Source organism: Pseudomonas sp. AC229 (assembly GCF_979254655.1).
This window is the reverse complement of record NZ_CEEDHK010000018.1, coordinates 46,305-69,505: the sequence shown is the minus strand read 5'-3', so window position 1 is coordinate 69,505 and position 23,201 is coordinate 46,305. Positions and strand designations below refer to the sequence as shown.

Here is a 23,201-nt window from a genome sequence, read left to right as displayed (position 1 = left end):
CGTTTAGTTGGACGCGCCACAAGCGCAGGAAAAGACGCGTTTTGAAGAATTCCACCACCACCGCTCAAGCACCCGTCTGGCGTCAGCAATTGCACTACCGACTCAAGGAAGGTGCGCTGATCGCCCTCGGTGCGCTCTGCCTCTATCTGTGGATGGCACTGCTCACTTACGACCAGAACGATCCGGGCTGGACCCACACCAGCAACGTAGTGCAAGTGCAGAACGCTGCCGGCCGCGCCGGCGCCTGGTTTGCCGACATCCTGTTCATGGCCCTCGGCTATTTCGCTTATCTGTTCCCTGGCTTGCTGGTGATCAAAACCGTGCAGGTATTCCGCAATCGCCACGAGCCGTGGCAGTGGAATGGCTGGTTGTTCTCCTGGCGCCTGATCGGCCTGGTGTTCCTCATTCTTTCTGGCGCGGCCCTGGCCTACATTCACTTCCATTCCGGTTCTTCCATGCCCGCGTCGGCTGGCGGCGCGCTGGGTGAAAGCCTTGGCCGCCTCGCTGTCGTCGCCCTGAACGTGCAGGGCAGCACCTTGCTGTTTATCGCCTTGTTCCTGTTCGGCCTGACCGTGTTCAGCGACCTGTCGTGGTTCAAGGTGATGGACGTCACCGGCAAAATCACCCTTGATCTGTTCGAGCTGATCAACAGCCTGATCACCAATTGGTGGAATTCGCGCGTCGAGCGCAAGCAACTGGTGGCCCAGCTTCGCGAGGTCGATGACCGCGTCAGCGAAGTGGCCGCGCCCGTGGTTCATGACCGCCGCGAGCAAGCCAAGGTCAAGGAACGCATCATTGAGCGCGATGAAGCCCTGAGCAAACACATGACCGAGCGCGAAACCCGTCCCGCGCCGGTCATTACGCCGCCGCCAGCGCCGAAAGTCGCCGAGCCGAGCAAGCGTGTGCAGAAGGAAAAGCAGGTTTCGCTGTTCGTCGACAGCGCCGTGGAAGGCACCTTGCCGCCCATTTCCATTCTCGACCCGGCCGAGAAGAAACAGAAAAAGTTCTCCCCGGAATCGCTGGAAGCCATGTCGCGACTGCTTGAAATCAAGCTCAAAGAGTTTGGTGTCGAAGTGGTTGTCGAGTCGGTGCATCCGGGTCCGGTGATTACCCGTTTCGAAATCCAGCCGGCTGCCGGTATCAAGGTCAGCCGTATTTCCGGCCTGGCCCGTGACCTGGCGCGTTCGCTGGCCGTGATGAGCGTGCGGGTGGTGGAAGTCATTCCCGGCAAAACCACCGTCGGCATCGAGATTCCCAACGAAGACCGCCAGATCGTGCGCTTCTCCGAAGTGCTGTCTTCGCCTGAGTACGACGACGCCAAGTCGCCCGTTACCCTGGCGCTGGGCCACGACATTGGCGGCCGTCCGGTGATTACCGACTTGGCGCGTATGCCGCACTTGCTGGTTGCCGGTACCACCGGTTCGGGTAAGTCGGTGGGCGTAAACGCCATGATCCTGTCGATTCTGTTCAAGTCCGGCCCGGAAGATGCCCGGCTGATCATGATCGACCCAAAAATGCTTGAGCTGTCGATCTACGAAGGCATTCCGCACCTGCTGTGCCCGGTGGTTACCGACATGAAGGAAGCGGCCAACGCCCTGCGTTGGAGCGTTGCCGAGATGGAACGCCGCTACAAGCTGATGTCCAAGCTGGGCGTGCGTAACCTTGCTGGCTTCAACCGCAAAGTGAAAGACGCCGAAGAGGCGGGCGAGCCAATTCCGGATCCGCTGTACAAGCGTGAAAACATCCACGACGAAGCGCCGCTGTTGAAAACCTTGCCGACCATCGTGGTGGTGGTCGACGAATTCGCCGACATGATGATGATCGTCGGCAAAAAGGTTGAAGAGCTGATCGCCCGTATTGCGCAGAAAGCCCGTGCGGCGGGTATTCACCTGATTCTCGCCACCCAGCGTCCGTCGGTAGACGTGATTACGGGTCTGATCAAGGCCAACATTCCAACGCGCATGGCGTTCCAGGTCTCGAGCAAAATCGACTCGCGGACCATCCTCGACCAGGGCGGCGCCGAACAACTGCTGGGCCACGGCGACATGCTTTACCTGCCGCCCGGCACCGGCCTGCCGATTCGCGTGCACGGCGCGTTCGTATCCGATGAAGAAGTTCACCGCGTGGTGGAAGCCTGGAAACTGCGTGGCGCCCCGGATTACATCGACGACATTCTCAACGGCGTGGAAGAGGCCGGCAGCGGCTTCGACGGCGGCAGTGGCGGCGGGGGTGAAGGCGGCGAGGGCAGTGAAGACGATCCGCTCTACGACGAAGCCGTTCGGTTTGTCACCGAAAGCCGCCGCGCCTCGATTTCTGCGGTGCAACGTAAGCTGAAAATCGGCTACAACCGCGCTGCCCGTATGGTCGAAGCCATGGAAATGGCCGGCGTGGTAACCGCCATGAACACCAATGGCTCGCGTGACGTAATTGCCCCGGCGCCGATTCGCGACTGACGCGCCCGTTTCCCTATTTGTGTGACCAATGACGAGGATTTACATGCGCCTGATCCGCTTGCTGTTGCTGGCTGCCCTGACTGTCGCCGCGATTCCCGCGTATGCCGACGACGAAGCCGCCGTGCAAAAGCTGACTCAACTGCTCAACCAGGCCCAAACCATTACTGCCCGGTTCTCCCAGCTGACCCTTGATGGCGGCGGCACCCAGTTGCAGGAAACCGCCGGCGAACTGGCCCTCAAGCGGCCTGGCCTGTTCCGCTGGCACACCGACGAGCCACAGGAACAACTGCTGGTCTCGAACGGTGAAAAAGTCTGGCTCTACGACCCGGACCTGCAACAAGTCACGATTCAAAAGCTCGACCAGCGCCTGACCCACACGCCCGCCTTGTTGCTGTCGGGCGATGTGTCTGAAATTCGCCAGAACTTCGACATCAGCTTCAAAGAAGCCGGCGACGTGGTGGATTTCACCCTCAAGCCCAAGGCCAAGGACACGTTGTTCGATAGCCTGCGCCTGTCGTTCCGCAAGGGCGTGATCAACGATATGCAGCTGATCGACAGCGTCGGCCAGCGCACCAATATTCTGTTCCTGAGCGTGAAAATGAACCCGGTCGTCGATGCCAAGCAGTTCACCTTTGAAGTGCCGGCCGGCGCCGATGTGATTCAGGAATAACTGCGCTTCACCCCTAACGAGACACTGCGCCCCGCCATGGATCTGTTCCGCAATACCCCCGTCGCTCAACCCCTGGCTGCCCGTTTGCGCGCAGCCAGCCTGGACGAGTACGTCGGTCAGGAGCATTTGCTGGCGCGCGGCAAGCCGCTGCGCGAAGCGTTGGAGCAGGGCGCGCTGCATTCGATGATTTTCTGGGGGCCGCCCGGGGTGGGGAAAACCACCTTGGCGCGGCTGTTGGCACAGGTCTCGGATGCGCATTTCGAGACCATTTCCGCCGTGCTTTCGGGCGTTAAGGAAATTCGCCAAGCCGTAGAGGTTGCCCAGCAGCACGCCGCGCAATATGGACGTCGCACCATTCTGTTCGTTGACGAAGTGCATCGCTTCAACAAGTCGCAGCAGGATGCGTTTCTGCCTTACGTGGAAGACGGCACGCTGATTTTCATCGGCGCCACCACGGAAAACCCTTCGTTCGAACTGAATAACGCATTGCTCTCTCGGGCGCGCGTTTACGTACTGAAAAGTCTCGATGAAGAAGCCCTGCGCAAACTGGTGCACCGCGCGCTGACCGACCCGAAAGGCCTTGGCGATCGCCACCTGACGTTGCCGGACGAGAGCTTCAAAATTCTGCTCGCCGCTGCCGACGGCGATGGTCGGCGCCTACTGAATTTCCTCGAAAACGCGGCAGACCTGGCCGAAGACGACGGCGAGTTGAGCGTCGATCTGCTGCAAAACCTGCTCGGCGACAGCCGGCGGCGTTTCGACAAAGGCGGCGAAGCGTTCTACGACCAGATTTCCGCGCTGCACAAATCGGTGCGCGGCTCCAGCCCGGACGGCGCCTTGTACTGGTTCGCCCGTATGCTCGATGGCGGCTGCGATCCGCTGTACATCGCCCGCCGCGTGGTGCGCATGGCCAGTGAAGACATCGGTAACGCCGACCCGCGTGCGCTGACCCTGTGCCTGAACGCCTGGGATGTTCAGGAACGCCTCGGCAGTCCCGAAGGTGAACTGGCCGTGGCGCAGGCCATCGTCTACCTGGCCTGCGCGCCGAAAAGTAACGCGGTGTACAACGCCTTCAAAATGGCCATGCGCGACGCGGCGGAGAAGGGCTCGCAAGAAGTGCCGCTGCACCTGCGCAACGCGCCGACCAAACTGATGAAAGAACTGGGTTACGGCGACGAATACCGCTACGCCCACGACGAGCCCGAGGCCTACGCCGCTGGCGAAGATTACTTCCCCGACGCGCTCGAGCCGCGCCGCTATTACCAGCCGGTGCCGCGTGGCCTCGAACTGAAAATTGGCGAAAAGCTTAAGCACCTGGCGGCGGAAGACCAAGCCAGTCCTCGGCGGCGGAGAAAATCATGATCCGTCTGATTCTGGCGGTGGCCGTAGGCGGCGCCGCAGGCACGCTGTTGCGTTTCGCCACGGGCAGTTGGATTGCGGCGAATTGGCCGCAACACTTCAGCCTCGGTACGTTTCTGGTCAACATCGTCGGCTGCCTGCTGATAGGCCTACTGTATGGTTTCTTTTTGCTCCGTCCGGAACTGCCGATAGAATTGCGCGCAGGTCTGATCGTCGGCTTCCTTGGGGGCCTGACGACGTTTTCTTCCTTTTCCCTCGACACACTGCGCCTGCTTGAAAACGGGCAACTGCCGCTGGCCCTGGGCTACGCGGCGCTCAGTGTGTTCGGCGGCTTGCTTGCCACCTGGGTGGGCTTGTCCCTGACCAAACTCTGATGATGAGAGACAACCATGCTTGATCCGAAACTGATCCGTAGCGAACTGCACGCCATCGCCGAGCGCCTCGCCACCCGTGGCTTCCAGCTGGATGTCTCGCGCATCGAAGCCCTCGAAGCGCAGCGCAAAACCGTGCAGAGCAGCACTGAGCAGTTGCAGGCCGAGCGCAACGCCCGTTCAAAATCCATCGGTCAAGCCAAAGCCCGTGGCGAAGACATCGCGCCGCTGATGGCCGACGTGGACCGTATGGCCGCCGAGCTGAGCGCCGGCAAGCTCGAGCTGGACAAGATTCAGGCTGACCTTGATGCCATCTTGCTGGGCATTCCCAACCTGCCGCACGAGTCGGTGCCGGTCGGTAAAGATGAAGACGACAACGTCGAAGTGCGCAGCTGGGGCACGCCGACCACATTCGATTTCGAGATCAATGACCACGTCGCCCTCGGCGAGCTGCATGGTTGGTTGGACTTCGAGCGTGCGGCGAAATTGTCCGGCGCGCGCTTTGCCTTGCTGCGTGGCCCCATCGCTCGCCTGCACCGCGCCCTGGCGCAGTTCATGATCAACCTGCACACCGGCGAGCACGGCTACGAAGAGGCGTATACGCCTTATCTGGTGCAAGCGCCTGCGTTGCAGGGCACTGGCCAGTTGCCGAAATTCGAAGAAGATTTGTTCAAAATCAGCCGCGAAGGCGAGGCCGATTTGTACCTGATTCCAACGGCCGAGGTGTCGTTGACCAACATCGTCAACGGCGAAATTCTCGACGCCAAGCAGTTACCGTTGAAGTTCGTCGCCCACACGCCGTGCTTCCGTAGCGAAGCCGGCGCTTCTGGCCGTGACACACGCGGCATGATCCGCCAGCACCAGTTCGACAAAGTCGAGATGGTGCAAATCGTCGAGCCAAGCACCTCCAACGCGGCGCTGGAAGAACTCACCGGCAACGCTGAGAAAGTGCTGCAACTGCTGGGCTTGCCGTACCGCGTTCTGGCGCTGTGCACGGGTGATATGGGCTTTGGCGCGGTGAAAACCTATGACCTGGAAGTATGGGTTCCGAGCCAGGACAAATACCGCGAGATTTCCTCGTGCTCCAACTGCGGCGACTTCCAGGCCCGCCGCATGCAAGCCCGCTGGCGCAACCCGGAAACCGGCAAGCCAGAGCTGGTACACACCTTGAACGGCTCGGGCCTGGCGGTCGGCCGTACGTTGGTGGCTGTGCTGGAGAACTACCAGCAGGCCGACGGCTCCATTCGCGTACCGGACGTGCTCAAGCCTTACATGGGCGGCATCGAGGTGATCGGCTAAATGGAATTTCTGCCGCTGTTTCATAACCTGCGCGGGCAACGCGTGCTGGTGGTTGGCGGCGGCGAAATCGCCTTGCGCAAATCCCGTCTGGTGGCCGACACCGGCGCCGTGCTGCGCGTGGTCGCGCCGCATATCGACAGTCATCTGGCAGCGCTGGTGACATCCAGTGGTGGCGAGCAGTTGCTGCGAGGCTACGAAGCGGCTGACATGAACGGCTGCACGCTGGTGATTGCCGCCACGGACGACGAGCCGCTCAACGCCCAAGTGTCGCAAGACGCCCGCGCGCGCGGCATGCCGGTCAACGTGGTGGACTCGCCGGCACTGTGCAGCGTGATCTTTCCGGCCATTGTCGACCGCTCGCCGTTGCTGGTGGCGGTGTCCAGCGGCGGCGATGCGCCGGTGTTGGCACGGCTGATCCGCGCCAAGCTGGAAACCTGGATTCCCGCTGCGTATGGCCAACTGGCCGGCCTGGCGGCACGCTTTCGCGCGCAAGTACGCGAGCGCTTTCCCGATTTGCAGCAGCGCCGCGTGTTCTGGGAAGACGTGTTCCAGGGCCCCGTAGCCGAACGCATGTTGGCCGGGCAGGGCAGTGAAGCCGAAGCGCTGCTGCAAGCGCGACTGGATGGCGAGACTGGCACGGTGAAAGGCGAGGTGTATCTGGTCGGCGCCGGGCCGGGCGATCCCGACCTGCTGACGTTCCGCGCGCTGCGTCTAATGCAGCAAGCCGACGTCGTGCTGTACGACCGCTTGGTAGCGCCCGCCATCGTCGAGCTGTGCCGTCGCGACGCCGAGCGTATCTACGTCGGCAAACAGCGCGCCGAGCATGCCGTGCCGCAGGAACAGCTCAATCAGCAGTTGGTCACGTTGGCCAAACAAGGCAAACGCGTGCTGCGCCTCAAGGGTGGCGACCCGTTTATTTTCGGTCGCGGTGGCGAGGAAATCGAAGAGTTGGCGGCCCATGGCATTCCGTTCCAGGTGGTGCCGGGCATTACTGCGGCGAGCGGCTGCGCTGCCTACGCCGGCATCCCGCTGACCCACCGCGACTATGCGCAGTCTGTGCGTTTCGTGACCGGCCATTTGAAAGACGGGAGCACCGATTTGCCCTGGTCCGACCTCGTCGCGCCTGGGCAAACGCTGGTGTTCTACATGGGGTTAGTGGGCTTGCCGTCCATTTGCGAGCAGCTTGTGCTCCATGGTCGTAGCAGCGACACCCCAGCCGCGCTGATTCAGCAAGGCACCACCCAGAACCAGCGCGTTTTCACCGGCACCCTGGGCAACTTGCCGCAACTGGTGGCCGAGCACGAAGTGCATGCGCCGACGCTGGTGATCGTCGGTGAGGTGGTGACGTTGCGGGACAAGTTGGCGTGGTTTGAAGGCGCGCAGTCCCAAGTCTGAAGCCAGCCCTGCGGACTGAAATCCAAAAGCATCGCGGCTAAAGCCGCTCCCACAGAGGTGCGAACGCCTGGGCTTCTGTGGGAGAGGCTTTAGCCTCGATTTCCTGGAAAAGGTGCTCTCCGGGTAATGGCGCGGTTGCAGCATCGCGGCTAAAGCCGCTCCTACAGGCAGCGGGTGCAAACGGTCTAGAACCGCTCCCGATCATGCGCCCGCATGAAATTCTGTTGCGGCCCTTTGGGCACGATGCCCGTCGGGTTGATGGTCAGGTGACTCGCGTAGTAGTGGTGCTTGATGTGCTCGAAATCCACGGTCTGCGCCACGCCCGGCCACTGGTACAGCTCGCGCAGCCAGTTGGACAGGTTTGGGTAATCCTCAATGCGCTTGAGGTTGCATTTGAAGTGACCGTGGTACACCGCGTCGAAGCGAATCAGCGTGGTGAACAGCCGCCAGTCCGCCTCGGTGATCTGCTCGCCGGTCAGGTAGCGTTTCTCGCTCAGCAGCGTTTCCAATGATTCCAGCGTGGCGAACAAGCCGTCGAAGGCTTCTTCGTAGGCTTGCTGAGTGGTGGCAAAGCCAGCGCGGTATACGCCGTTGTTTACGTTCGGATAGATCCGTTCGTTCAGCGCATTAATCTCGCTGCGCAGGGCTTCGGGGTAGAAATCCAATTCGTTTCCGGTCAGCCCGTTAAAGGCTGAGTTGAACATGCGGATGATTTCCGACGATTCATTGCTGACGATGCGCTTGAGCTTTTTGTCCCAAAGCACCGGCACCGTTACGCGGCCGGTGTAGCGGGGGTCATCAGCCAGGTAGCGTTGATACATGAGGCTCAGGTCGTCCAGCGCATCGCCGCTGGAGCCGTGGGTGGTGTCGAAGGTCCAACCGTTTTCACGCATTAGCCAGCTGACGACAGAGACGTCGATCAGATCTTCCAGGCCTTTGAGCGCGCGAAAAATCAGGGTGCGGTGGGCCCAAGGGCAGGCCAGGGAAACGTACAAATGGTAGCGACCGGCTTCGGCTTTAAAGCCGCCTTCGCCGCTGGGGCCGGCTTCACCGGTGGCGGTCACCCAATGACGGCGCTGGGCGTTTTCACGCTTGAAGCGGCCGCCGTCCTCGGTGTTGTACCACTGGTCTTGCCATTGGCCGTCGACTAACAATCCCATCATCAAATCCTCAGCTATTTTGCGTTGGAGCTGAGTCTATTCCGATCAGTTCGAACGAATGGCGCAAAAAGCGTCTCAGAATGATCGGCTAAATCGATTTATTGCGGCTCTGCCAGAAGCGTTCCGCCTTGGCGAACGCGTCGTCCCGTGGCGTGTCCAGTCCACGTAGCGCCAATGCCATGGTGGCCATAACGGCGAGACGGCCATAGCTGTCGTCGACCTCACCGCGCCAGAACGCGGCCAAGTGCTGCGGATCCAAGCGGTCGGGCTTAACGTGGCGCTGGGGCGATAACGGCGGCCATTCTTCATCCCAACTGGCGCCGCCTTCGGTGCCGTAAAGGTGCGACGTCGCGTCCGGGTTCATCTCGATTTCGCCGCCGTCGCCCTTGATCACGATGGCTTTGTCGCCCAGCAACTGGCTGGCGTCGCGGTGCGCCGCCTGGTAGCCCGGGTGGAAGATACTTTGCAGTGCGCAGCGGGCGTTGAGCGGGTTGAGCACGCGGGCCAGGGAGTGAATGGGCGAGCGCAAGCCGAGGGTGTTGCGCAGGTCGATCATGCGTTGCAGTTGGGGCATCCAGTCCTGCAGCGGGAAAAAGGCGAGATTGTGCTGAGCCAGGGCCTGTTCGGTCGCTGCCCAGTCGCGGCATAGGCTGATGCCGAGTGCGTCGAGCACTTGTTCGCTGTACATGCGGCCGGCCGTGTGAGCACCGCCGCCATGCATCAGGATGCGGACGCCGTTGTTGGCCAGGCATTTGGCCGCGAGCAAGTACCACGGCAAGTGGCGCTTTTTACCGGCGTAAGAAGGCCAGTCGAGGTCGACCTGAATGGCCGGCGCGTTCAATCTCGCGCGTACGGCTTGGGTGAAGCCGGCCAGTTCCTCTGGGCCTTCTTCCTTGTGGCGCATCAGCATCAGAAACGCACCGAGCTGGGTGTCTTCGACCTTGCCGTCGAGCAGCATGCCCATGGCCTCGCAGGCTTCTTCCTGGGTCATGTTGCGCGCCCCGCGCTTGCCCTTGCCGAGAATGCGTACGTAGTGGGCGAACGGATGTTCGGCGGGCGTCACGAGGGTTAGCAGTTGGGCGGTCATAGGCAATTCGTCGGCTTCGGCAGGCCCGCCAGTTTGGCGGCGAGTTTGGCTGGAGTGCCTTTGAACAGGCGATTGAGGTGCAGGCTGTTGCCCTTGTCGGCGCCCAGCTTCAAGGCAGCATATTTAATCAACGGCCGCGTTGCCGGCGACAGCTGAAATTCGGCATAGAAGTCACGTAGCAGATTCAACACTTCCCAGTGCTCGGGGCTCAGGGCGATGTCTTCCTGTGCGGCCAGCGCTTCGGCGGCGGCAGGTGACCAATCATGGTGGTTCGCCAGGTAGCCGTCTTTGTCGAGGGCGATGGCGCAGTCTTCAACGATCAGTTCGTTCATAGCCAGGTGTTGACCTTGGCGAAGGCGGTGCAGCATTCGACGAAGCCGGGGTAGTCGAGCGCTTTTACGCGCGGCGGCAGGGCGAGGTGGCGGGCGTGCAGATCTTCCTCCAGCGCGAAAAGCGAAATGCTCTCGGGCATCAGGCTGAGCGCCTGCCATTGCGCCGTGTCGGGCTGCAACCCGTAGGTGGCATCGCCAGTGAGTAGAACGCCGTCGCCAGGAGCGAGCAGACGCAGGCAACTGACCAGGCGGGAGTCGCTGAAGGGCGAGTGGGAGAGCATATGCAGGGTGGCCATTAGAGCGTGATCACCTGGTCGTGTTGGGCGATGAGGACGGTGAGGGCGCTGTCGTCTAGCGCTGCAACGGCTGGGCTCACCGGCTGGCCGGCCAGCCCGCGTTCTTCGAGGCTGCGAGCGGACGCGTACAGAGCCTCGACGCCAAACAAGGGCAGCGCTTGCAGGTTGGCGGTGAGGTCTTTTTGTTGCACCGCAACGGCGTGCTGCGCGGTTTGCAGTTGGAACACGCCGTCGTCAAGAAATAGCAGGCTGATGGGTAAATCGAATGCGCCGCCAGCCAGGGCAATGTCCAACGCTTCACGCGCACCGGGGCCGGACCACGGGGCCTGGCGGCAAATAATCAGCAAAGACTTGGACACTTCACGGCCCTCCGAAGCAGACAAGGCGGTCGGCCATTTGCGCCGCTTCATGCAACTGGCCGAGGCCGGAAAGCTCCCACGGCTTGGCCAGGCTGGCGGCGCTGCGTTCGTAGCGCTGGGCTTCTTCTTCATTCAAAACGCCGCGACGAAGCGCCGCGGCGATGCACACCACGCCATCGAGGCTGTGGTTGGCGATGAAGTTAGACCAGGCGGCGGCAGTGTCGAGTTCGTCCTGCGGGGCGACCGGTGTGGCAGCGGCGCTGTAGACACCGTCCTGATAAAAGAACACCCGCACAATCTCGTGACCGCCGGCCAGCGCTGCTTCGGCGAAACGCAGGGCACGTCGCGATGAAGGTGCATGGGGGGCAGAGAACAGGGCGATGGCGAATTTCATGGCGCTGACCGATCAGAAAAAACAGGCGGAATAATACGGCGCTTTGCCAATTTCAGACATAAAAAAGCCCGCCGAAGCGGGCTTTTTCTACGACGCCTGAATCAGTCGTCGCTGCTCATGATGCCGAAAATTTGCAGCAGGCTGATGAACAGGTTGTAGATCGAAATGTACAAGCTGACGGTCGCCATAATGTAGTTGCGCTCGCCGCCATGAATGATCTGGCTGGTCTGGAACAGGATGCAAGCCGACGAGAACAGCACGAACGCCGCGCTGATTGCCAACTGCAGACCGCTGATCTGGAAGAACATGCTGACCAGCACCGCGCCGAGCAACACGAAGAAACCGGCGGTGATAAAACCGGCCAGGAAACTCATGTCTTTACGGGTGGTGAGCACATAAGCCGACAAGCCGCAGAACACCAGCGCGGTCATGGCGAAGGCCGAGCTGATCAGCTCCGGACCATTGGCCATACCCAGATAGCGGTTAAGGATCGGACCGAGCGTGTAACCCATGAAGCCGGTAAGGGCGAAGGTGGAAACCAGACCCCATGCGGAATCACGCAGTTTTACGGTGAGAAAAAACAGACCGTAGAACCCGATCAGAACGACGAAAATATTGGGATAGGGAACGCGCATCTGCTGGGCAAAAAACGCAACCACGCCACTGAAGGCGAGGGTGAGGGCCAGCAGCCCGTAGGTGTTGCGCAGTACGCGGCTGACTTCTTGCTGCTCGACCTGCGCGTGGCCGAGTGCGTAATCTTGTTCGTGCATGGCGACACTCCTGAATAGACGGCTTGTTGGGTTCCGTGACCGTAGTCTTGGCGATCATAACAGAGCACTTGTAGCTGCCAACCCGCAGAGTTTGACAGTGTGTTTCCTTCCGGTATGATTCGCCCGCACTTCGGAGGTGTGGCCGAGCGGTTTAAGGCAGCAGTCTTGAAAACTGCCGACTGTAACAGGTCCGTGAGTTCGAATCTCACCGCCTCCGCCATCTGAAAAACGAAAAGCCCCGCTTAATGCGGGGCTTTTTTATGCCAGCGTTTTCTCTTAGCGAGAGGCGCTGGTTGGGGCGCAGCCGGTGCTTGGGCCGCCTGTCAGCGACTCCACGTTGTCGAGCACCTTGTTGCCCTGATCAACCTTCTGCGCATGCTCGGCGGCCTGGACGCGTTGTGCGTAACCGGCAGAATTGCCGCTCAGGTTTTGCTGGGTTTCCAGCACCGAGTTGGTGATGGCCAGCAAGCTGCGGCCGGTTGAAATCAAGTCGGCGGTGGTACTCGGCGCGCACGGGCCGTTCGCCGTTTGTACGTTATTCAGGCCTTGGGTTTGGGTGTTTTGCGGCAAGCAGCCGGCGAGCGTGGCCAGCACGGGCAAAACGAACAATGCGCTCAGTGTTCCCTTGATCTTCATCTGCAGTTCCCTCTGGTTTGCCGGGTTATAGGAGACCGGGCCTCGACCGAAATGCCGAAGCGAAGGCGGGAAGTCTATGAGCGCCGTGTAGGCACGAGGAATAGTACGGGTGTACTACGGCGCTCAGCCGCTCAAGCCTGCTAGCGTCTTGTCCTCTGGGGTGCGACCGCTTAGGGTGAGCGCATCTGTTAAGTCGGTTTGCAAGGATTGCTTATGCCTACGCGCGCGCGTCGCCCGTACGACACCGAACGCGCCCAGGCGGCGGTGCGTTTGATCATTACGCCGATCACTGTCAGCTACATGTTTTGGGTGTATTTCCAATCCATCATCGACCGTGAGCTTGCCTGGCAGGTCGCCTGCTTCGGTTTGTTGTTCTTTGCGGTATCGTTGCTGCTGTGGTGGGACATCTGCCGACGTCCCGGCGAGCACCCGATGCGGCGCGCTTTTACGCTGCTCACCGACTTCAGCTGCATTACGCTGACCATGGCGGTGGGCGCCGCCGCCATGCTGCCGGTGTACGGCATTCTGTTATGGGTGACGGTTGGCTACGGCTTGCGCTACGGGCCAGGCTATTTATTGGTGGCGACGGCCATGGCGATAGCGTCGCTGGCCATTACCGCCAGCAGCTCGGCGTACTGGCAGGCGCAACCGTTCATGACCATCACGCTGATCATCACCACGCTGATGGTGCCCGGTTATATGTACGCGCTGCTCAAGCGCACGCATGACTCCGCGGAGGCTGAGCGCGCGGCGAACCAGGCCAAGTCGCAATTTCTGGCGCAGGCCAGCCACGATTTACGTCAGCCCATTCACTCGATAAGCCTGTTTACCGCTTGCCTGCGCGATGGTCGGCTAGACGCTGAGCAACAGCGCCTGGTGGACAACGTCGACAAGTCATTGCACAGCGTGTCGCGCCTGTTTCGCACGATTCTTGACATGTACTCGTTGGACAGCGGCCGCGTCACGCCGCATGTGGAAACCCTGGCGCTGCACACCTTGCTGCAGCAACTGGTGCAGCAGAACGCCGAGGCCGCGCGCTGGGCGGGCGTGGCGATCCGCGTTCATTGTCCGCCGACCTACGTTGGCGCCGACCCCGGTTTGCTCACCACCATGCTGCAAAACCTGCTCACCAATGCGCTGAAATATGCGCCGGGCCGGCCGTTGCTGATCGGCTGTCGCCGGCGCGGTGACCAGCTTTCCATCGAAATGTATGACAAAGGCGTCGGCATTGCCGAAGCCCATCTGGGCAGCGTTTTCGAGGAGTTCTACCGCGTGCGTCAGGCCCGTGGCAAAGACGTGGAGGGCATGGGGCTGGGGCTTGCCATCGTCAAACGCCTGGGGCAATTGATGGACCTGTCCATCCGCATTCGCTCGACCGTGGGCACCGGCACCGTCGTGGCGATTGATGGTCTGCGGGTGGTTTCGCCGCCCGCCGTCCAGGGCTCGCCGGCAGCGCCTCGGCCGCTGGCATCGCCGATGCTCGGCGGGTTGCGTGTGTGTCTGATTGAGGATGACGACAACGTTCTGTTGGCGACCGCCACCTTGCTGCAGAAGTGGGGCTGCAACGTGGACACTTACACCTCGATTCCGCGTAGCCATAACCCCTACGACCTGGTGATCACCGATTTCGATCTGGATACCGAAGCGTCCGGCGCGGATTGCATCACCTATGTGCGCCAACTCAGCGGCCGCAATATTCCGGCGATCATCGTTACCGGCCACGACGTGCGGCGCGTGCAGGAAGCGGTGAATGACCCCGCCATTCCGGTGCTGCCAAAACCGGTTCATCCGGCCGAGCTGCGGTCCTTGCTGGTGGCGCTGAAGCTGGAGGAGCAGGCGTCGTAGCCTTCAGTTAAGCCCGGCTTTTGCCGCGAGTGCAGCGGCGGCGGTGCGCGTCGTCACGTCGAGAATGTGCAGCAGGGAAGACACATGAATGCGCACCGTGAACGGCGATATAGCCAGCTCCCGCGCAATTTCTTTGTTGGACAGACCGCGAGCCACCAGCACCAACACTTCGCGTTGTCGCGGTGTCAGTTGATCCAGCGCGCTGCCATGTTTGATAAATCCTGGCAGCCCGGCAGGCCCAGTGGCCAAAACGAATTCCCCGGCACGTACCGCCAGCAGCGCTTGGACGATCTCATCAGGTGGCGTGGCTTTGCCGATAAAACCGTCGGCGCCAGCGGCCATCACCTCATCAATCAGCCCTCGGTCGTCGACCATCGAGACGATGACGATGGAACTGCGCTTGAAGGCCGTGCGCAATGCGCTGATCGCTTGCGGCGACTGCCCGGGAAACAGCAGGTCGAGCAAGAAAATGCTGGGTGCTGGGCCGTCGTGGGCCAGCCGCAACACATCGGCCATATCGCCGGCTTCTTGCACGCTTGCCTGCGGGAAGATGCGCTGCACGATACGGCTCAGGCCATCGCGAAACACCGGGTGATCGTCGGCGACAATGATGCGTTCAGGTGGCGACAGGGGCGCGGTATTGGCGTTGTCAGTCATACCCGAAGCCTAAAGTCATATTTCGAGCAGCGCCACCTCCGGGCTTCAAGGATGCGCGACGGCGCTAGTTTTGCGTGGCAAACGCGCGCACGCGTCCAAGATTCTGGCGTTGGCTATTTGACTGATATGCGCCAAGCTAGGCCATGTAAGGAGATTTTGTTAAGGTGTCCGCCTTCCCATAAGACCGCTTCGCCAAGCGGCTTTGACGCGCAAGAGGTGTCGCTTGATTAGGGTGCTAGTGGTCGATGACCACGATCTGGTTCGAACCGGTATTACGCGCATGCTCGACGATATCGACGGCCTTCAGGTTGTCGGTCAGGCCGACTCGGGGGAGGAGTCGCTGAAGAAGGCGCGCGAGGTCAAACCGGACGTCGTGCTGATGGACATCAAAATGCCCGGCATCGGCGGCCTTGAAGCCACCCGCAAGCTGCTGCGCAGTCACCCCGATATGAAAGTCATCGCCGTCACAGTCTGTGAAGACGACCCGTTCCCCACGCGTTTGCTGCAAGCCGGCGCGGCGGGTTATCTGACCAAGGGCGCGGCGCTCGAAGAGATGGTTCAAGCCATTCGTATGGTGTTCGGCGGGCAGCGTTACATCAGCCCGCAAATTGCCCAGCAGCTGGCGCTGAAATCGTTCCAACCGCAAACCAGTGGTTCGCCGTTCGACCTGTTGTCTGAGCGGGAAATCCAGATCGCGTTAATGATCGCCGGTTGCCAAAAAGTACAAACCATCTCCGACAAGCTCTGCCTCTCACCGAAAACCGTGAACACCTACCGCTATCGCATTTTCGAAAAGCTGGAAATCACCAGTGACGTAGAGCTGGCCTTGTTGGCGGTGCGTCACGGGATGGTCGATGCCACCAGTTGAAATGAGCGAACCGTTTGACGCCAGCGCGTTTCTGGCGACCAGCAGTGGCCGCCCCGGCGTTTATCGAATGTTCGATGCCGAGGCGAAGCTGCTGTATGTGGGCAAAGCCAAGAATCTGAAAAAACGCCTGGCCAGTTATTTTCGCAAAACCGGTCTGGCGCCGAAGACGGCCGCCCTGGTGGCCAAGATCGCGCAGATCGAAACCACCATCACCGCCAACGAAACCGAAGCGCTGCTGCTTGAGCAAACGCTGATCAAGCAATGGCGGCCGCCGTACAACATTCTGTTGCGCGACGACAAATCCTATCCCTACGTGTTCTTGTCCGATGGTCCGTTCCCGCGTCTGAGCATTCACCGTGGGGCCAAGAAGCTGAAGGGTCGCTACTTCGGTCCATACCCCAGCGCCGGTGCGATCCGCGAAAGTCTGAGCCTGCTCCAAAAGACTTTTCTGGTCCGCCAGTGCGAAGACAGTTACTTCAAAAACCGCACCCGTCCGTGCTTGCAGTACCAGATCAAACGCTGCAAGGGGCCGTGTGTGGCAGGTCTGGTGACGGCTGAGGAATACGCCGAAGACGTTCGTCACTCGGTAATGTTCCTGGAAGGGCGCAGCAATGCGCTTACCGATGAGTTGTCTGCCGGCATGGAGCAGGCAGCGATGAGTTTGCAATTCGAGCGGGCGGCCGAATTGCGCGATCAAATCGGCTTGCTGCGCCGGGTTCAGGACCAGCAAAGCATGGAAGGCGGCAATGGCGATGTCGATGTGATTGCCGCGATGGTCAATCCCGGCGGTGCCTGCGTGCATCTGATCAGCGTGCGGGGTGGCCGCGTGTTGGGCAGTAAGAATTTCTACCCGCAGGTCGCGATCGAGGAGGGCGTGGGTGAGGTGCTCGCCGCATTTCTTGCGCAGTATTACCTCGGCAGCCATGAGCGCGATCTGCCGGCCGAGTTGATCGTCAACACCGACCACGAAGACTTCCCCGTGCTTATCGAAGCGATTCAATCGCTGCGCGGCCGTGAGTTGGCGATCAGCTACAAAGTGCGCGGCACCCGAGCGAAGTGGCAACAGTTGGCGGTGACCAACGCCGAGCTGGCGCTGGCTTCGCGCCTCGCTGACCGTCAGCACATCGCCGCCCGCTTCGAAGCCTTGGCGCAGGCGCTGAACATGGATGAAATTCCCCAGCGCATGGAGTGCTTCGACATCAGCCACTCCAGCGGCGAAGCGACCGTGGCCTCATGCGTGGTGTTTGGGCCGGAGGGGCCGCTGAAGTCCGACTATCGGCGCTACAACATCGAAGGCGTTACCGGCGGCGACGACTACGCGGCGATGCATCAAGCGTTGACGCGGCGTTTCAGCAAGATCAAAGACGGCGAGGGCAAGTTGCCCGATATCCTTTTGGTCGATGGCGGTAAGGGTCAGCTGTCGATGGCGCGCGAGGTTTTGCAGGAACTGGCCGTGCCGGACCTTATTCTGCTCGGCGTGGCCAAGGGCGTAACGCGCAAGCCCGGCTTGGAAACCCTATACCTGAACGACGCGGCCCACGAATTCACCTTGCCCGGCAACTCGCCGGCGCTGCATTTAATTCAGCAGATCCGCGATGAATCGCACCGCTTCGCCATCACCGGCCACCGCGCCCGTCGCGGCAAGACACGGCGCACGTCGAATCTGGAAGAAGTGCCAGGCGTTGGGCCGAAACGCCGCCGCGAGTTACTCAACCACTTCGGTGGGCTGCAGGAATTGAAGCGCGCCAGCAGCGATGAGATCGCCAAAGCGCCTGGAATTAGTAAAAAGCTCGCGGAGTCGATTTATGCGGCCTTGCACAGCGAGTAGAATGCCCGCTCACCTCGCAGCCTAGTTGTGCCGATGAATATCCCCAACCTGCTTACCGTTCTGCGCGTTCTGCTGATTCCGATCTTCCTGTTGCTGTTTTATCTACCGTTTTCCTGGAGCTACCTGGCGGCCAGCGCGGTATTTGCAGTGGCAGCGGCGACTGATTGGCTGGACGGTTATCTGGCCCGCAGATGGGAGCAGAGCACCCCGTTTGGCGCTTTTCTCGATCCGGTTGCCGACAAATTGATGGTCGCCGTGGCCTTGGTGGTGCTGGTGGAAGAGCACCACACCATTTGGCTGACGCTGCCGGCGGCCATCATCATCGGGCGCGAAATCGTTATTTCGGCCTTGCGCGAATGGATGGCCGAGCTCGGTGCCCGCGCGCATGTTGCGGTGTCGAACCTGGGCAAATGGAAGACCGCGGCGCAGATGCTGGCCCTGGTTATTCTGCTGGCGAGTCCGCCGTCGGAAACCGTGCGCGTGGTGATTGGCTTTGCTTTGCTGATCGTCGCGGCGGGGCTGACGTTGTGGTCGATGGTGCATTACCTGATCGCCGCCTGGCCGCACCTGAACCCCAATCGCGATAAATAAAGTTTTTTGAATCAAGGGGTTGACGGGATGTTTGGTTTCTATAGAATGGCGCCCGTCACCAAGACGCGGGAATAGCTCAGTTGGTAGAGCACGACCTTGCCAAGGTCGGGGTCGCGAGTTCGAGTCTCGTTTCCCGCTCCAGTTTGTTGACGTTGACGCCGCAGTTTGCGGCGTCTTCGTTTTGAGGCCGAGTAGCAAAATGGTTATGCCGCGGATTGCAAATCCGCTTACGCCGGTTCGATTCCGACCTCGGCCTCCATTATAGAAAGACCCCGTAGCTCGTTGATCTACGGGGTTTTTTCTTTTCTGGGCTAACCAATTCCTACATCTCTTGAAGCTTGCCTCATGCACGATGGCTGTATATATTCCGCCCTCGTTCTGTGCCGCAGCACCGCCATTGGCCGCTGCCACACACCATCGCCCGGATGGCGAAATTGGTAGACGCAAGGGACTTAAAATCCCTCGTTCTTTGAACGTGCCGGTTCGACCCCGGCTCCGGGCACCACTTCCAACACAAAGGCTTATCCGCAGCGATGCGGGTAGGCCTTTGTCGTTTCTGGCGATTGCTGTCTTTATGGCACGCTCGTACGCTTAAATTCGCCTCTTCCTACACAAATCCGACATTGCGACTACGATCAGATGGCATGGCCAGGTGGGCCATGGACAGTGCCATCTACGGATCGAGGTGCAGCGTGGCGAAAGTTTTGATTGCTGACGACCATGAGGTTATCCGCATGGCTACACGGATGATGTTGGAAACTGCAGGTCATGAGGTGATTGGTGAGGCCAGCAACGGCGTAGAGGTGGTAAGCCTTTTACGCAGTCTCTCGCCGGATCTGGTGATTCTGGACATGGACATGCCTCAGCTCGATGGCTTTGCCGTGCTTCAGCGGGTTCATGCGCAGCCCAATCCGCCCAAAATCATCGTGTTCTCAGGCCTGGATGCCAGCCGCTACGCGGTTCGTTGTGCGCGGGCCGGCGCGTCGGGATTTGTCGCCAAAGACAGCGACTTGAAGCAGCTCACCAACGCCGTGCAAACGGTGATGTCGGGCTACAAGTTGTTTCCCGTCACAGAGTATTCCTCGGTCGATGGCAGCGGTCAGTTGGCCTCGGAGAAGGAGTTGTTGGAAACCCTGTCCGACCGCGAAATGACCGTGCTGCGTAGCCTGGCGACGGGCCATCGGATCAAGGACATCGCCGATGAGCTGCTGCTGAGCGAGAAAACCGTGAGCACGTACAAAAGCCGACTCATCAGCAAGCTTCAGGTCGGCAACATTCTCGAACTGGTCGAACTGGCCAAGCGCAACAATCTGATCTGAAACCCACCCTGCACGGCGCGGTTCTTAGTCGAACGCGCCGTTGAGAACCTCATAAATAATGCCGGTGGCGATGGCGACCAAAATCAGGTCGGTGCCGACCTGCTGCCATTCGTAACCCTCGTAGCGTGGCAGTTGGCCGAGCAGGCGGCCGTCGAGTTTTTTCGCGATGCCCGGTGGCAGCGGTTTGCCTCGAGCGAGGTTCTTCTGAATGCCGGGGGGCAGCGCGGGGCCTGGGCTCCAATAGTCGCGGTGGCCGCCCAGCAGGCTATAAATAGAGTTGCGGTCCACGCTGGGGCTGCCGCCATGCCCTTCGTTAACGCCGCCGCCCTTATTCTTCCCGCCCTGCGCATGTTCGCCACCATGGCCGTTGCCGTTGTTTTTGCCCTTGCCGTTAACAGGGTCGGCGAGTGCCAAAACAGAACCCATCGCCAGGGTCAGGCAGGCGAATAACGCGATCGATTTTTGTGCTTTGAACATGGCAGCGTTCTCAAGAGGGAAGGGCAAGGGTGGACAATTCGAGCTTAGCTCAGCCGCAACGGCAACGTCTTCGGCAACTCAAGCAACTGCCGTTAACTGCCCGCGAGCCGCCTCTAAGAAAAGCTCAAATGCTTCGGTCACGCCGCGCTGCAGTTCGCGCTCATCACAGTGCTGCGCGTGGCTTTCCAGCCGCTGCAAAAAGCTTGGCCACAGACCAGGCGTGGCGGCGTGAGCCAGATAACGCATAGGCGCGCCCGGCTGCGCGGCTTGCACGCGCCGAGCGAGCACTTGCCCACCCAGGCGTGAGCCTTCCAGCACATACGCCGCGCCCCAGCACCACGCTAGGCTAACGCTGCTGCGCCCCGGTAGAGGCGCAACTGGGCGGCAGTTTAGTGCTGCGAGGTCCGCACGCAGGGCATCGCTGCGCCGACGATGTGGCCAGTCGTCGAGCAACTGTTCGATGCCGTTCTGTTCCAGGCAGTGTTCCAGGTTGAACAGCGCCGCAGCGTGGGCCTGCAGAAAGTGGCGATAGCCGTCGGCAGTTTCCACAGACAGCGCCGAAAAGGCGTCATCAACCTCTTGATGCAAGCCGGCGCCTGCCTGGCGCAGGCGTGCGCGCACGTTATCCATGCTTGGGCACCACGGCGCGCAAGGCTTGCAGAATCTTGCGCACCAGTTGCTCTTCGGTAAACGGCTTCTGAATCACCGGGCTGTCGCCGAGGCCGACGGAGTCGAGTTCGGCATAACCGCTGATAAACACGATCGGCAGCTGAGGTTGCTGCACCGCCACCACGCGCGCCAGCTCACCGCCGTTCATGCCGGGCATGGCGAAGTCGGCGAGCAGCAAATCCACCTCTATGCTGGTCAACAAGTGCAGCGCGTGAGCGCCCGACTCCGCTTCGGTGACTTCGAATCCCAGGCGCCGGAGCATCTGCGCCGTGACATCGCGCACCGAAGGGTCATCGTCGACCAGCAAAATGTGGTGCTCGCCGCACAGCAGCTCGGGGCTGACGCCGGCCGGGCCAGCCGCTACCGGGTTCGCCTCGGGCTCAGTGCGCGGCAGATACACCTGGACCGTGGTGCCGACGCCGATTTCGGTGAATATCCGCGCGCCGCCGCCCGATTGCTTGGCAAAGCCGAACACCTGCGCCAAGCCCAAGCCGGAGCCTTTGCCCACTTCCTTGGTGGTGAAGAAGGGTTCGAAGGCTTTTTGCAGCACGTCCTGGCTCATGCCAGTTCCGGTGTCCGATACCGACAGCATCACGTAGTCGCCAGGCCCCGGTTCTTCGGCGCTCTGTGCCGGCTGACTGATGGTGACGTTGGCGGTGGCCAGCACCAGCTGTCCGCCGTCTTTCATGGCGTCGCGGGCGTTGATCGCCAAATTGAGGATGATCATGTCGATCTGCGTCGGATCCACCAAGGCGTGCCAGAGGTCTGACTGCGCCTGAATGGCCACGCTAATGCGCCCGCCCAACGTGCTTTTGAGCAAGGTGTGCAGGTTGTTCAAGGTTTCGTTGAGGTTCAGCGGCGCGGGCGCCAATTGCTGACGACGGGCGAACGCCAGGAGTTGGCCGGTCAGTGTGGCACCGCGCTCGCCAGCGGTACGGATGTGGTTAACCCGCCGCAGGCTGGTTTCAGGCGCCACGCCGCGCTCCAGGTCGCGCTGCAAGAAGGTGGCGCTGGTGAGAATCACGGTCAACAGGTTGTTGAAGTCGTGGGCGACGCCTGCGGTCAGTTGGCCAACGGCCTCCAGGCGTTGCATTTGCCGGAGCGTGGCTTCGACTTTCTCGCGCTCCTGAATCTGCTTGCGCAACGCGGCGTTGGCGTCGGCCAGCTTGTCGATGCTGGCAATTTCGCTGGTGATATCCCGGCCTGCCACGTAGGCACGGCCGCCGTCTGGCACCGCGCTCCAGGAAATCCAACGATAACCGCCGTCACGGTGACGCAAGCGGTTGACGAAGCGGTCCGCCACCTTGCCACGCCGCACGGTAGCCATCGCCACACGGCTGCTGCGCACGTCGTCGGGGTGGGTCAGGGCCACAAGGGGCAGCCCGAGCAATTCGTCCTGACGCCAACCGAGGATGCTCTGCCAAGCGGGGTTGAGTGCCAGCGTGGTGGAATCGAACCCCGTCACAGCGAGCAGATCGCGGGACAGCTCCCACGTGCGGTCGCGCTCGCGGGTCCGCTCTTGCACGCGCTCGCCGAGGGTTTCGTTCATTTGCTTCAGCGCTTCGGTGGCGGCGCGCTGCTCGGTAATGTCCATCACCACGCCGACGAAGCGGGTGCACTGCGCGCCTTCAAAGAACGCCTGGCCACGCATTTCCAGCCAGCGTTCGCGGCCGTCCGGCAAATGAATGCGGTAGGGCGTGGCAAAGTCGGGGTGATGCGGGTCGCTGGTAACGGCCTGAATGCGCGCCCGCAAGGCGGGCAAATCGTCCGGGTGGCAGAGGCGTTCGAACAGGCTCATGTCCAGCGTTTCGTCGCTGTCCAGCCCGCACATGGCGCGGTAGCGTTGGTCGCAGCGCAGCTCGCCACTGCTGGGTTCGTAGTCCCACATCCCCAAACCGGCCGCTTCCACGGCCAGACGGGCGCGCACGCCGACCTCCTGCAAAGCCTGCTCCGCCTGTTGCCGACGGCGCCGCTCATTCACTTCAGCCAGGGCGCGGTTCACCGCCTTAGGCAGTAGCGAAAGGTTCTGTTTGAGTACGTAATCCACGGCGCCGGCGCGCATCATGTTTACGGCGTTTTCTTCGCCGTACACACCGGAAAGGAAGATGAAAGGCGTTTGCGGGGCCAGGCGCCGGGCTTCCTGTAGCGCCTGGCTTCCAGAGAAACCCGGCAGAATGAAGTCCGCCAGAATCAGGTCAAACTCGCGCCGTTCCAGGGCTTCAACGACACCGATCTGGTTGTAGACCAATTCGACATCGAGGGTGTAACCACTGCGCTCCAGTGCTAACTGAGCCAGTTCCGCATCGTGCGGGCTGTCCTCAATTAACAAAATACGGATGTGTGTTGACGCGGGCATCAATGTTCCT

At 61.0% G+C, this 23,201-nt stretch carries 23 protein-coding genes and 4 tRNA genes; 15 read left to right on the top strand and 12 right to left on the bottom strand.

Annotated features, from left to right (window positions below):
- Window positions 1-41: 41 nt before the first annotated feature.
- From ftsK to cysG, 6 genes are read left to right on the top strand one after another with little or no spacing between them, the layout of a single operon-like run.
- The gene (gene ftsK, locus AC0IW7_RS22490; protein ID WP_471820965.1) at window positions 42-2,453 is read left to right on the top strand and encodes a DNA translocase FtsK; all 2,412 of its coding nucleotides are present in this window, start codon (window positions 42-44) and stop codon (window positions 2,451-2,453) included.
- 43 nt (window positions 2,454-2,496) lie between these two features.
- Complete coding sequence (lolA, locus tag AC0IW7_RS22485; protein ID WP_463549913.1) at window positions 2,497-3,123, top strand: outer membrane lipoprotein periplasmic chaperone LolA; 627 nt, start codon at window positions 2,497-2,499, stop codon at window positions 3,121-3,123.
- Window positions 3,124-3,159: 36 nt separating this feature from the next.
- Window positions 3,160-4,485 (top strand): replication-associated recombination protein A, encoded by a 1,326-nt coding sequence (locus AC0IW7_RS22480; protein ID WP_471820963.1) that lies wholly within the window; start codon window positions 3,160-3,162, stop codon window positions 4,483-4,485.
- Complete coding sequence (crcB, locus tag AC0IW7_RS22475) at window positions 4,482-4,856, top strand: fluoride efflux transporter CrcB (protein ID WP_463382497.1); 375 nt, start codon at window positions 4,482-4,484, stop codon at window positions 4,854-4,856. The genes AC0IW7_RS22480 and crcB overlap by 4 nt, the downstream gene beginning before the upstream one ends.
- A gap of 15 nt (window positions 4,857-4,871) precedes the next feature.
- Window positions 4,872-6,152, top strand: coding sequence for a serine--tRNA ligase (gene serS / locus AC0IW7_RS22470; RefSeq protein WP_471820961.1), 1,281 nt, complete (start codon window positions 4,872-4,874; stop codon window positions 6,150-6,152).
- Window positions 6,153-7,547 (top strand): siroheme synthase CysG, encoded by a 1,395-nt coding sequence (cysG, locus tag AC0IW7_RS22465; protein WP_471820959.1) that lies wholly within the window; start codon window positions 6,153-6,155, stop codon window positions 7,545-7,547. It begins immediately after the preceding gene.
- Between the two features lie 185 nt (window positions 7,548-7,732).
- Here cysG and AC0IW7_RS22460 read toward each other — a convergent pair whose 3' ends face one another.
- From AC0IW7_RS22460 to AC0IW7_RS22430, 7 genes are all read right to left on the bottom strand, one after another.
- On the bottom strand, window positions 7,733-8,707 hold the full coding sequence (locus AC0IW7_RS22460) for a glutathione S-transferase family protein (RefSeq protein ID WP_471820957.1): 975 nt from the start codon (window positions 8,705-8,707) through the stop codon (window positions 7,733-7,735).
- 88 nt (window positions 8,708-8,795) lie between these two features.
- Window positions 8,796-9,794 (bottom strand): glycosyl transferase family protein, encoded by a 999-nt coding sequence (locus tag AC0IW7_RS22455; protein WP_471820956.1) that lies wholly within the window; start codon window positions 9,792-9,794, stop codon window positions 8,796-8,798.
- Window positions 9,791-10,126, bottom strand: coding sequence for a TusE/DsrC/DsvC family sulfur relay protein (locus AC0IW7_RS22450; RefSeq protein ID WP_471820954.1), 336 nt, complete (start codon window positions 10,124-10,126; stop codon window positions 9,791-9,793). Before AC0IW7_RS22450 ends, AC0IW7_RS22455 begins: the two co-directional genes overlap by 4 nt.
- Window positions 10,123-10,422: a sulfurtransferase complex subunit TusB gene (tusB, locus tag AC0IW7_RS22445; RefSeq protein ID WP_471820952.1), complete on the bottom strand. Its 300-nt coding sequence runs from the start codon at window positions 10,420-10,422 to the stop codon at window positions 10,123-10,125. Before tusB ends, AC0IW7_RS22450 begins: the two co-directional genes overlap by 4 nt.
- Window positions 10,422-10,781 carry a sulfurtransferase complex subunit TusC gene (gene tusC, locus AC0IW7_RS22440; RefSeq protein ID WP_471820950.1) on the bottom strand — a complete coding sequence of 120 codons (360 nt, stop codon included), beginning with the start codon at window positions 10,779-10,781 and terminating at the stop codon, window positions 10,422-10,424. Before tusC ends, tusB begins: the two co-directional genes overlap by 1 nt.
- Before the next feature lies 1 nt (window position 10,782).
- Complete coding sequence (gene tusD, locus AC0IW7_RS22435) at window positions 10,783-11,175, bottom strand: sulfurtransferase complex subunit TusD (protein WP_471820949.1); 393 nt, start codon at window positions 11,173-11,175, stop codon at window positions 10,783-10,785.
- Window positions 11,176-11,276: 101 nt separating this feature from the next.
- Window positions 11,277-11,945, bottom strand: a complete 669-nt coding sequence (locus AC0IW7_RS22430) for a Bax inhibitor-1/YccA family protein (protein WP_122498097.1) — start codon at window positions 11,943-11,945, stop codon at window positions 11,277-11,279.
- Window positions 11,946-12,077: 132 nt separating this feature from the next.
- On the opposite strand from AC0IW7_RS22430, the gene AC0IW7_RS22425 reads away from it, so the two are divergent.
- Window positions 12,078-12,165 (top strand) — tRNA-Ser (locus tag AC0IW7_RS22425).
- Between the two features lie 56 nt (window positions 12,166-12,221).
- Here AC0IW7_RS22425 and AC0IW7_RS22420 read toward each other — a convergent pair.
- The gene (locus AC0IW7_RS22420) at window positions 12,222-12,581 is read right to left on the bottom strand and encodes a hypothetical protein (RefSeq protein ID WP_122498099.1); all 360 of its coding nucleotides are present in this window, start codon (window positions 12,579-12,581) and stop codon (window positions 12,222-12,224) included.
- Between the two features lie 213 nt (window positions 12,582-12,794).
- Between AC0IW7_RS22420 and AC0IW7_RS22415 the strand changes: the two genes are divergently transcribed.
- Window positions 12,795-14,426, top strand: a complete 1,632-nt coding sequence (locus tag AC0IW7_RS22415) for a hybrid sensor histidine kinase/response regulator (protein WP_471820947.1) — start codon at window positions 12,795-12,797, stop codon at window positions 14,424-14,426.
- A gap of 3 nt (window positions 14,427-14,429) precedes the next feature.
- Here AC0IW7_RS22415 and AC0IW7_RS22410 read toward each other — a convergent pair whose 3' ends face one another.
- Window positions 14,430-15,083 (bottom strand): LuxR C-terminal-related transcriptional regulator, encoded by a 654-nt coding sequence (locus tag AC0IW7_RS22410; RefSeq protein WP_471820945.1) that lies wholly within the window; start codon window positions 15,081-15,083, stop codon window positions 14,430-14,432.
- A gap of 223 nt (window positions 15,084-15,306) precedes the next feature.
- On the opposite strand from AC0IW7_RS22410, the gene gacA reads away from it, so the two are divergent.
- The 7 genes from gacA (at window position 15,307) to AC0IW7_RS22375 (ending at window position 19,689) form a co-directional block, all read left to right on the top strand.
- Complete coding sequence (gene gacA, locus AC0IW7_RS22405; protein ID WP_122498105.1) at window positions 15,307-15,951, top strand: response regulator transcription factor GacA; 645 nt, start codon at window positions 15,307-15,309, stop codon at window positions 15,949-15,951.
- 1 nt (window position 15,952) lies between these two features.
- On the top strand, window positions 15,953-17,779 hold the full coding sequence (gene uvrC / locus AC0IW7_RS22400) for an excinuclease ABC subunit UvrC (protein WP_471820972.1): 1,827 nt from the start codon (window positions 15,953-15,955) through the stop codon (window positions 17,777-17,779).
- A gap of 33 nt (window positions 17,780-17,812) precedes the next feature.
- Window positions 17,813-18,370: a CDP-diacylglycerol--glycerol-3-phosphate 3-phosphatidyltransferase gene (gene pgsA, locus AC0IW7_RS22395; RefSeq protein WP_471820944.1), complete on the top strand. Its 558-nt coding sequence runs from the start codon at window positions 17,813-17,815 to the stop codon at window positions 18,368-18,370.
- A 65-nt stretch (window positions 18,371-18,435) separates the two neighbouring features.
- A tRNA-Gly gene (locus AC0IW7_RS22390) sits at window positions 18,436-18,511 on the top strand.
- A gap of 44 nt (window positions 18,512-18,555) precedes the next feature.
- A tRNA-Cys gene (locus AC0IW7_RS22385) sits at window positions 18,556-18,629 on the top strand.
- 160 nt (window positions 18,630-18,789) lie between these two features.
- Window positions 18,790-18,875 (top strand) — tRNA-Leu (locus tag AC0IW7_RS22380).
- A gap of 187 nt (window positions 18,876-19,062) precedes the next feature.
- Window positions 19,063-19,689 carry a response regulator gene (locus tag AC0IW7_RS22375; protein WP_471820943.1) on the top strand — a complete coding sequence of 209 codons (627 nt, stop codon included), beginning with the start codon at window positions 19,063-19,065 and terminating at the stop codon, window positions 19,687-19,689.
- A gap of 24 nt (window positions 19,690-19,713) precedes the next feature.
- Here the strand turns inward: AC0IW7_RS22375 and AC0IW7_RS22370 are convergent, their stop codons facing one another.
- The 3 genes from AC0IW7_RS22370 to AC0IW7_RS22360 form a co-directional block, all read right to left on the bottom strand.
- Window positions 19,714-20,166 carry an anti-virulence regulator CigR family protein gene (locus tag AC0IW7_RS22370; RefSeq protein ID WP_471820941.1) on the bottom strand — a complete coding sequence of 151 codons (453 nt, stop codon included), beginning with the start codon at window positions 20,164-20,166 and terminating at the stop codon, window positions 19,714-19,716.
- A 78-nt stretch (window positions 20,167-20,244) separates the two neighbouring features.
- On the bottom strand, window positions 20,245-20,796 hold the full coding sequence (locus tag AC0IW7_RS22365; protein ID WP_471820939.1) for a biliverdin-producing heme oxygenase: 552 nt from the start codon (window positions 20,794-20,796) through the stop codon (window positions 20,245-20,247).
- Complete coding sequence (locus AC0IW7_RS22360; protein ID WP_471820937.1) at window positions 20,789-23,191, bottom strand: hybrid sensor histidine kinase/response regulator; 2,403 nt, start codon at window positions 23,189-23,191, stop codon at window positions 20,789-20,791. Before AC0IW7_RS22360 ends, AC0IW7_RS22365 begins: the two co-directional genes overlap by 8 nt.
- Between the last annotated feature and the right edge of the window lie 10 nt (window positions 23,192-23,201).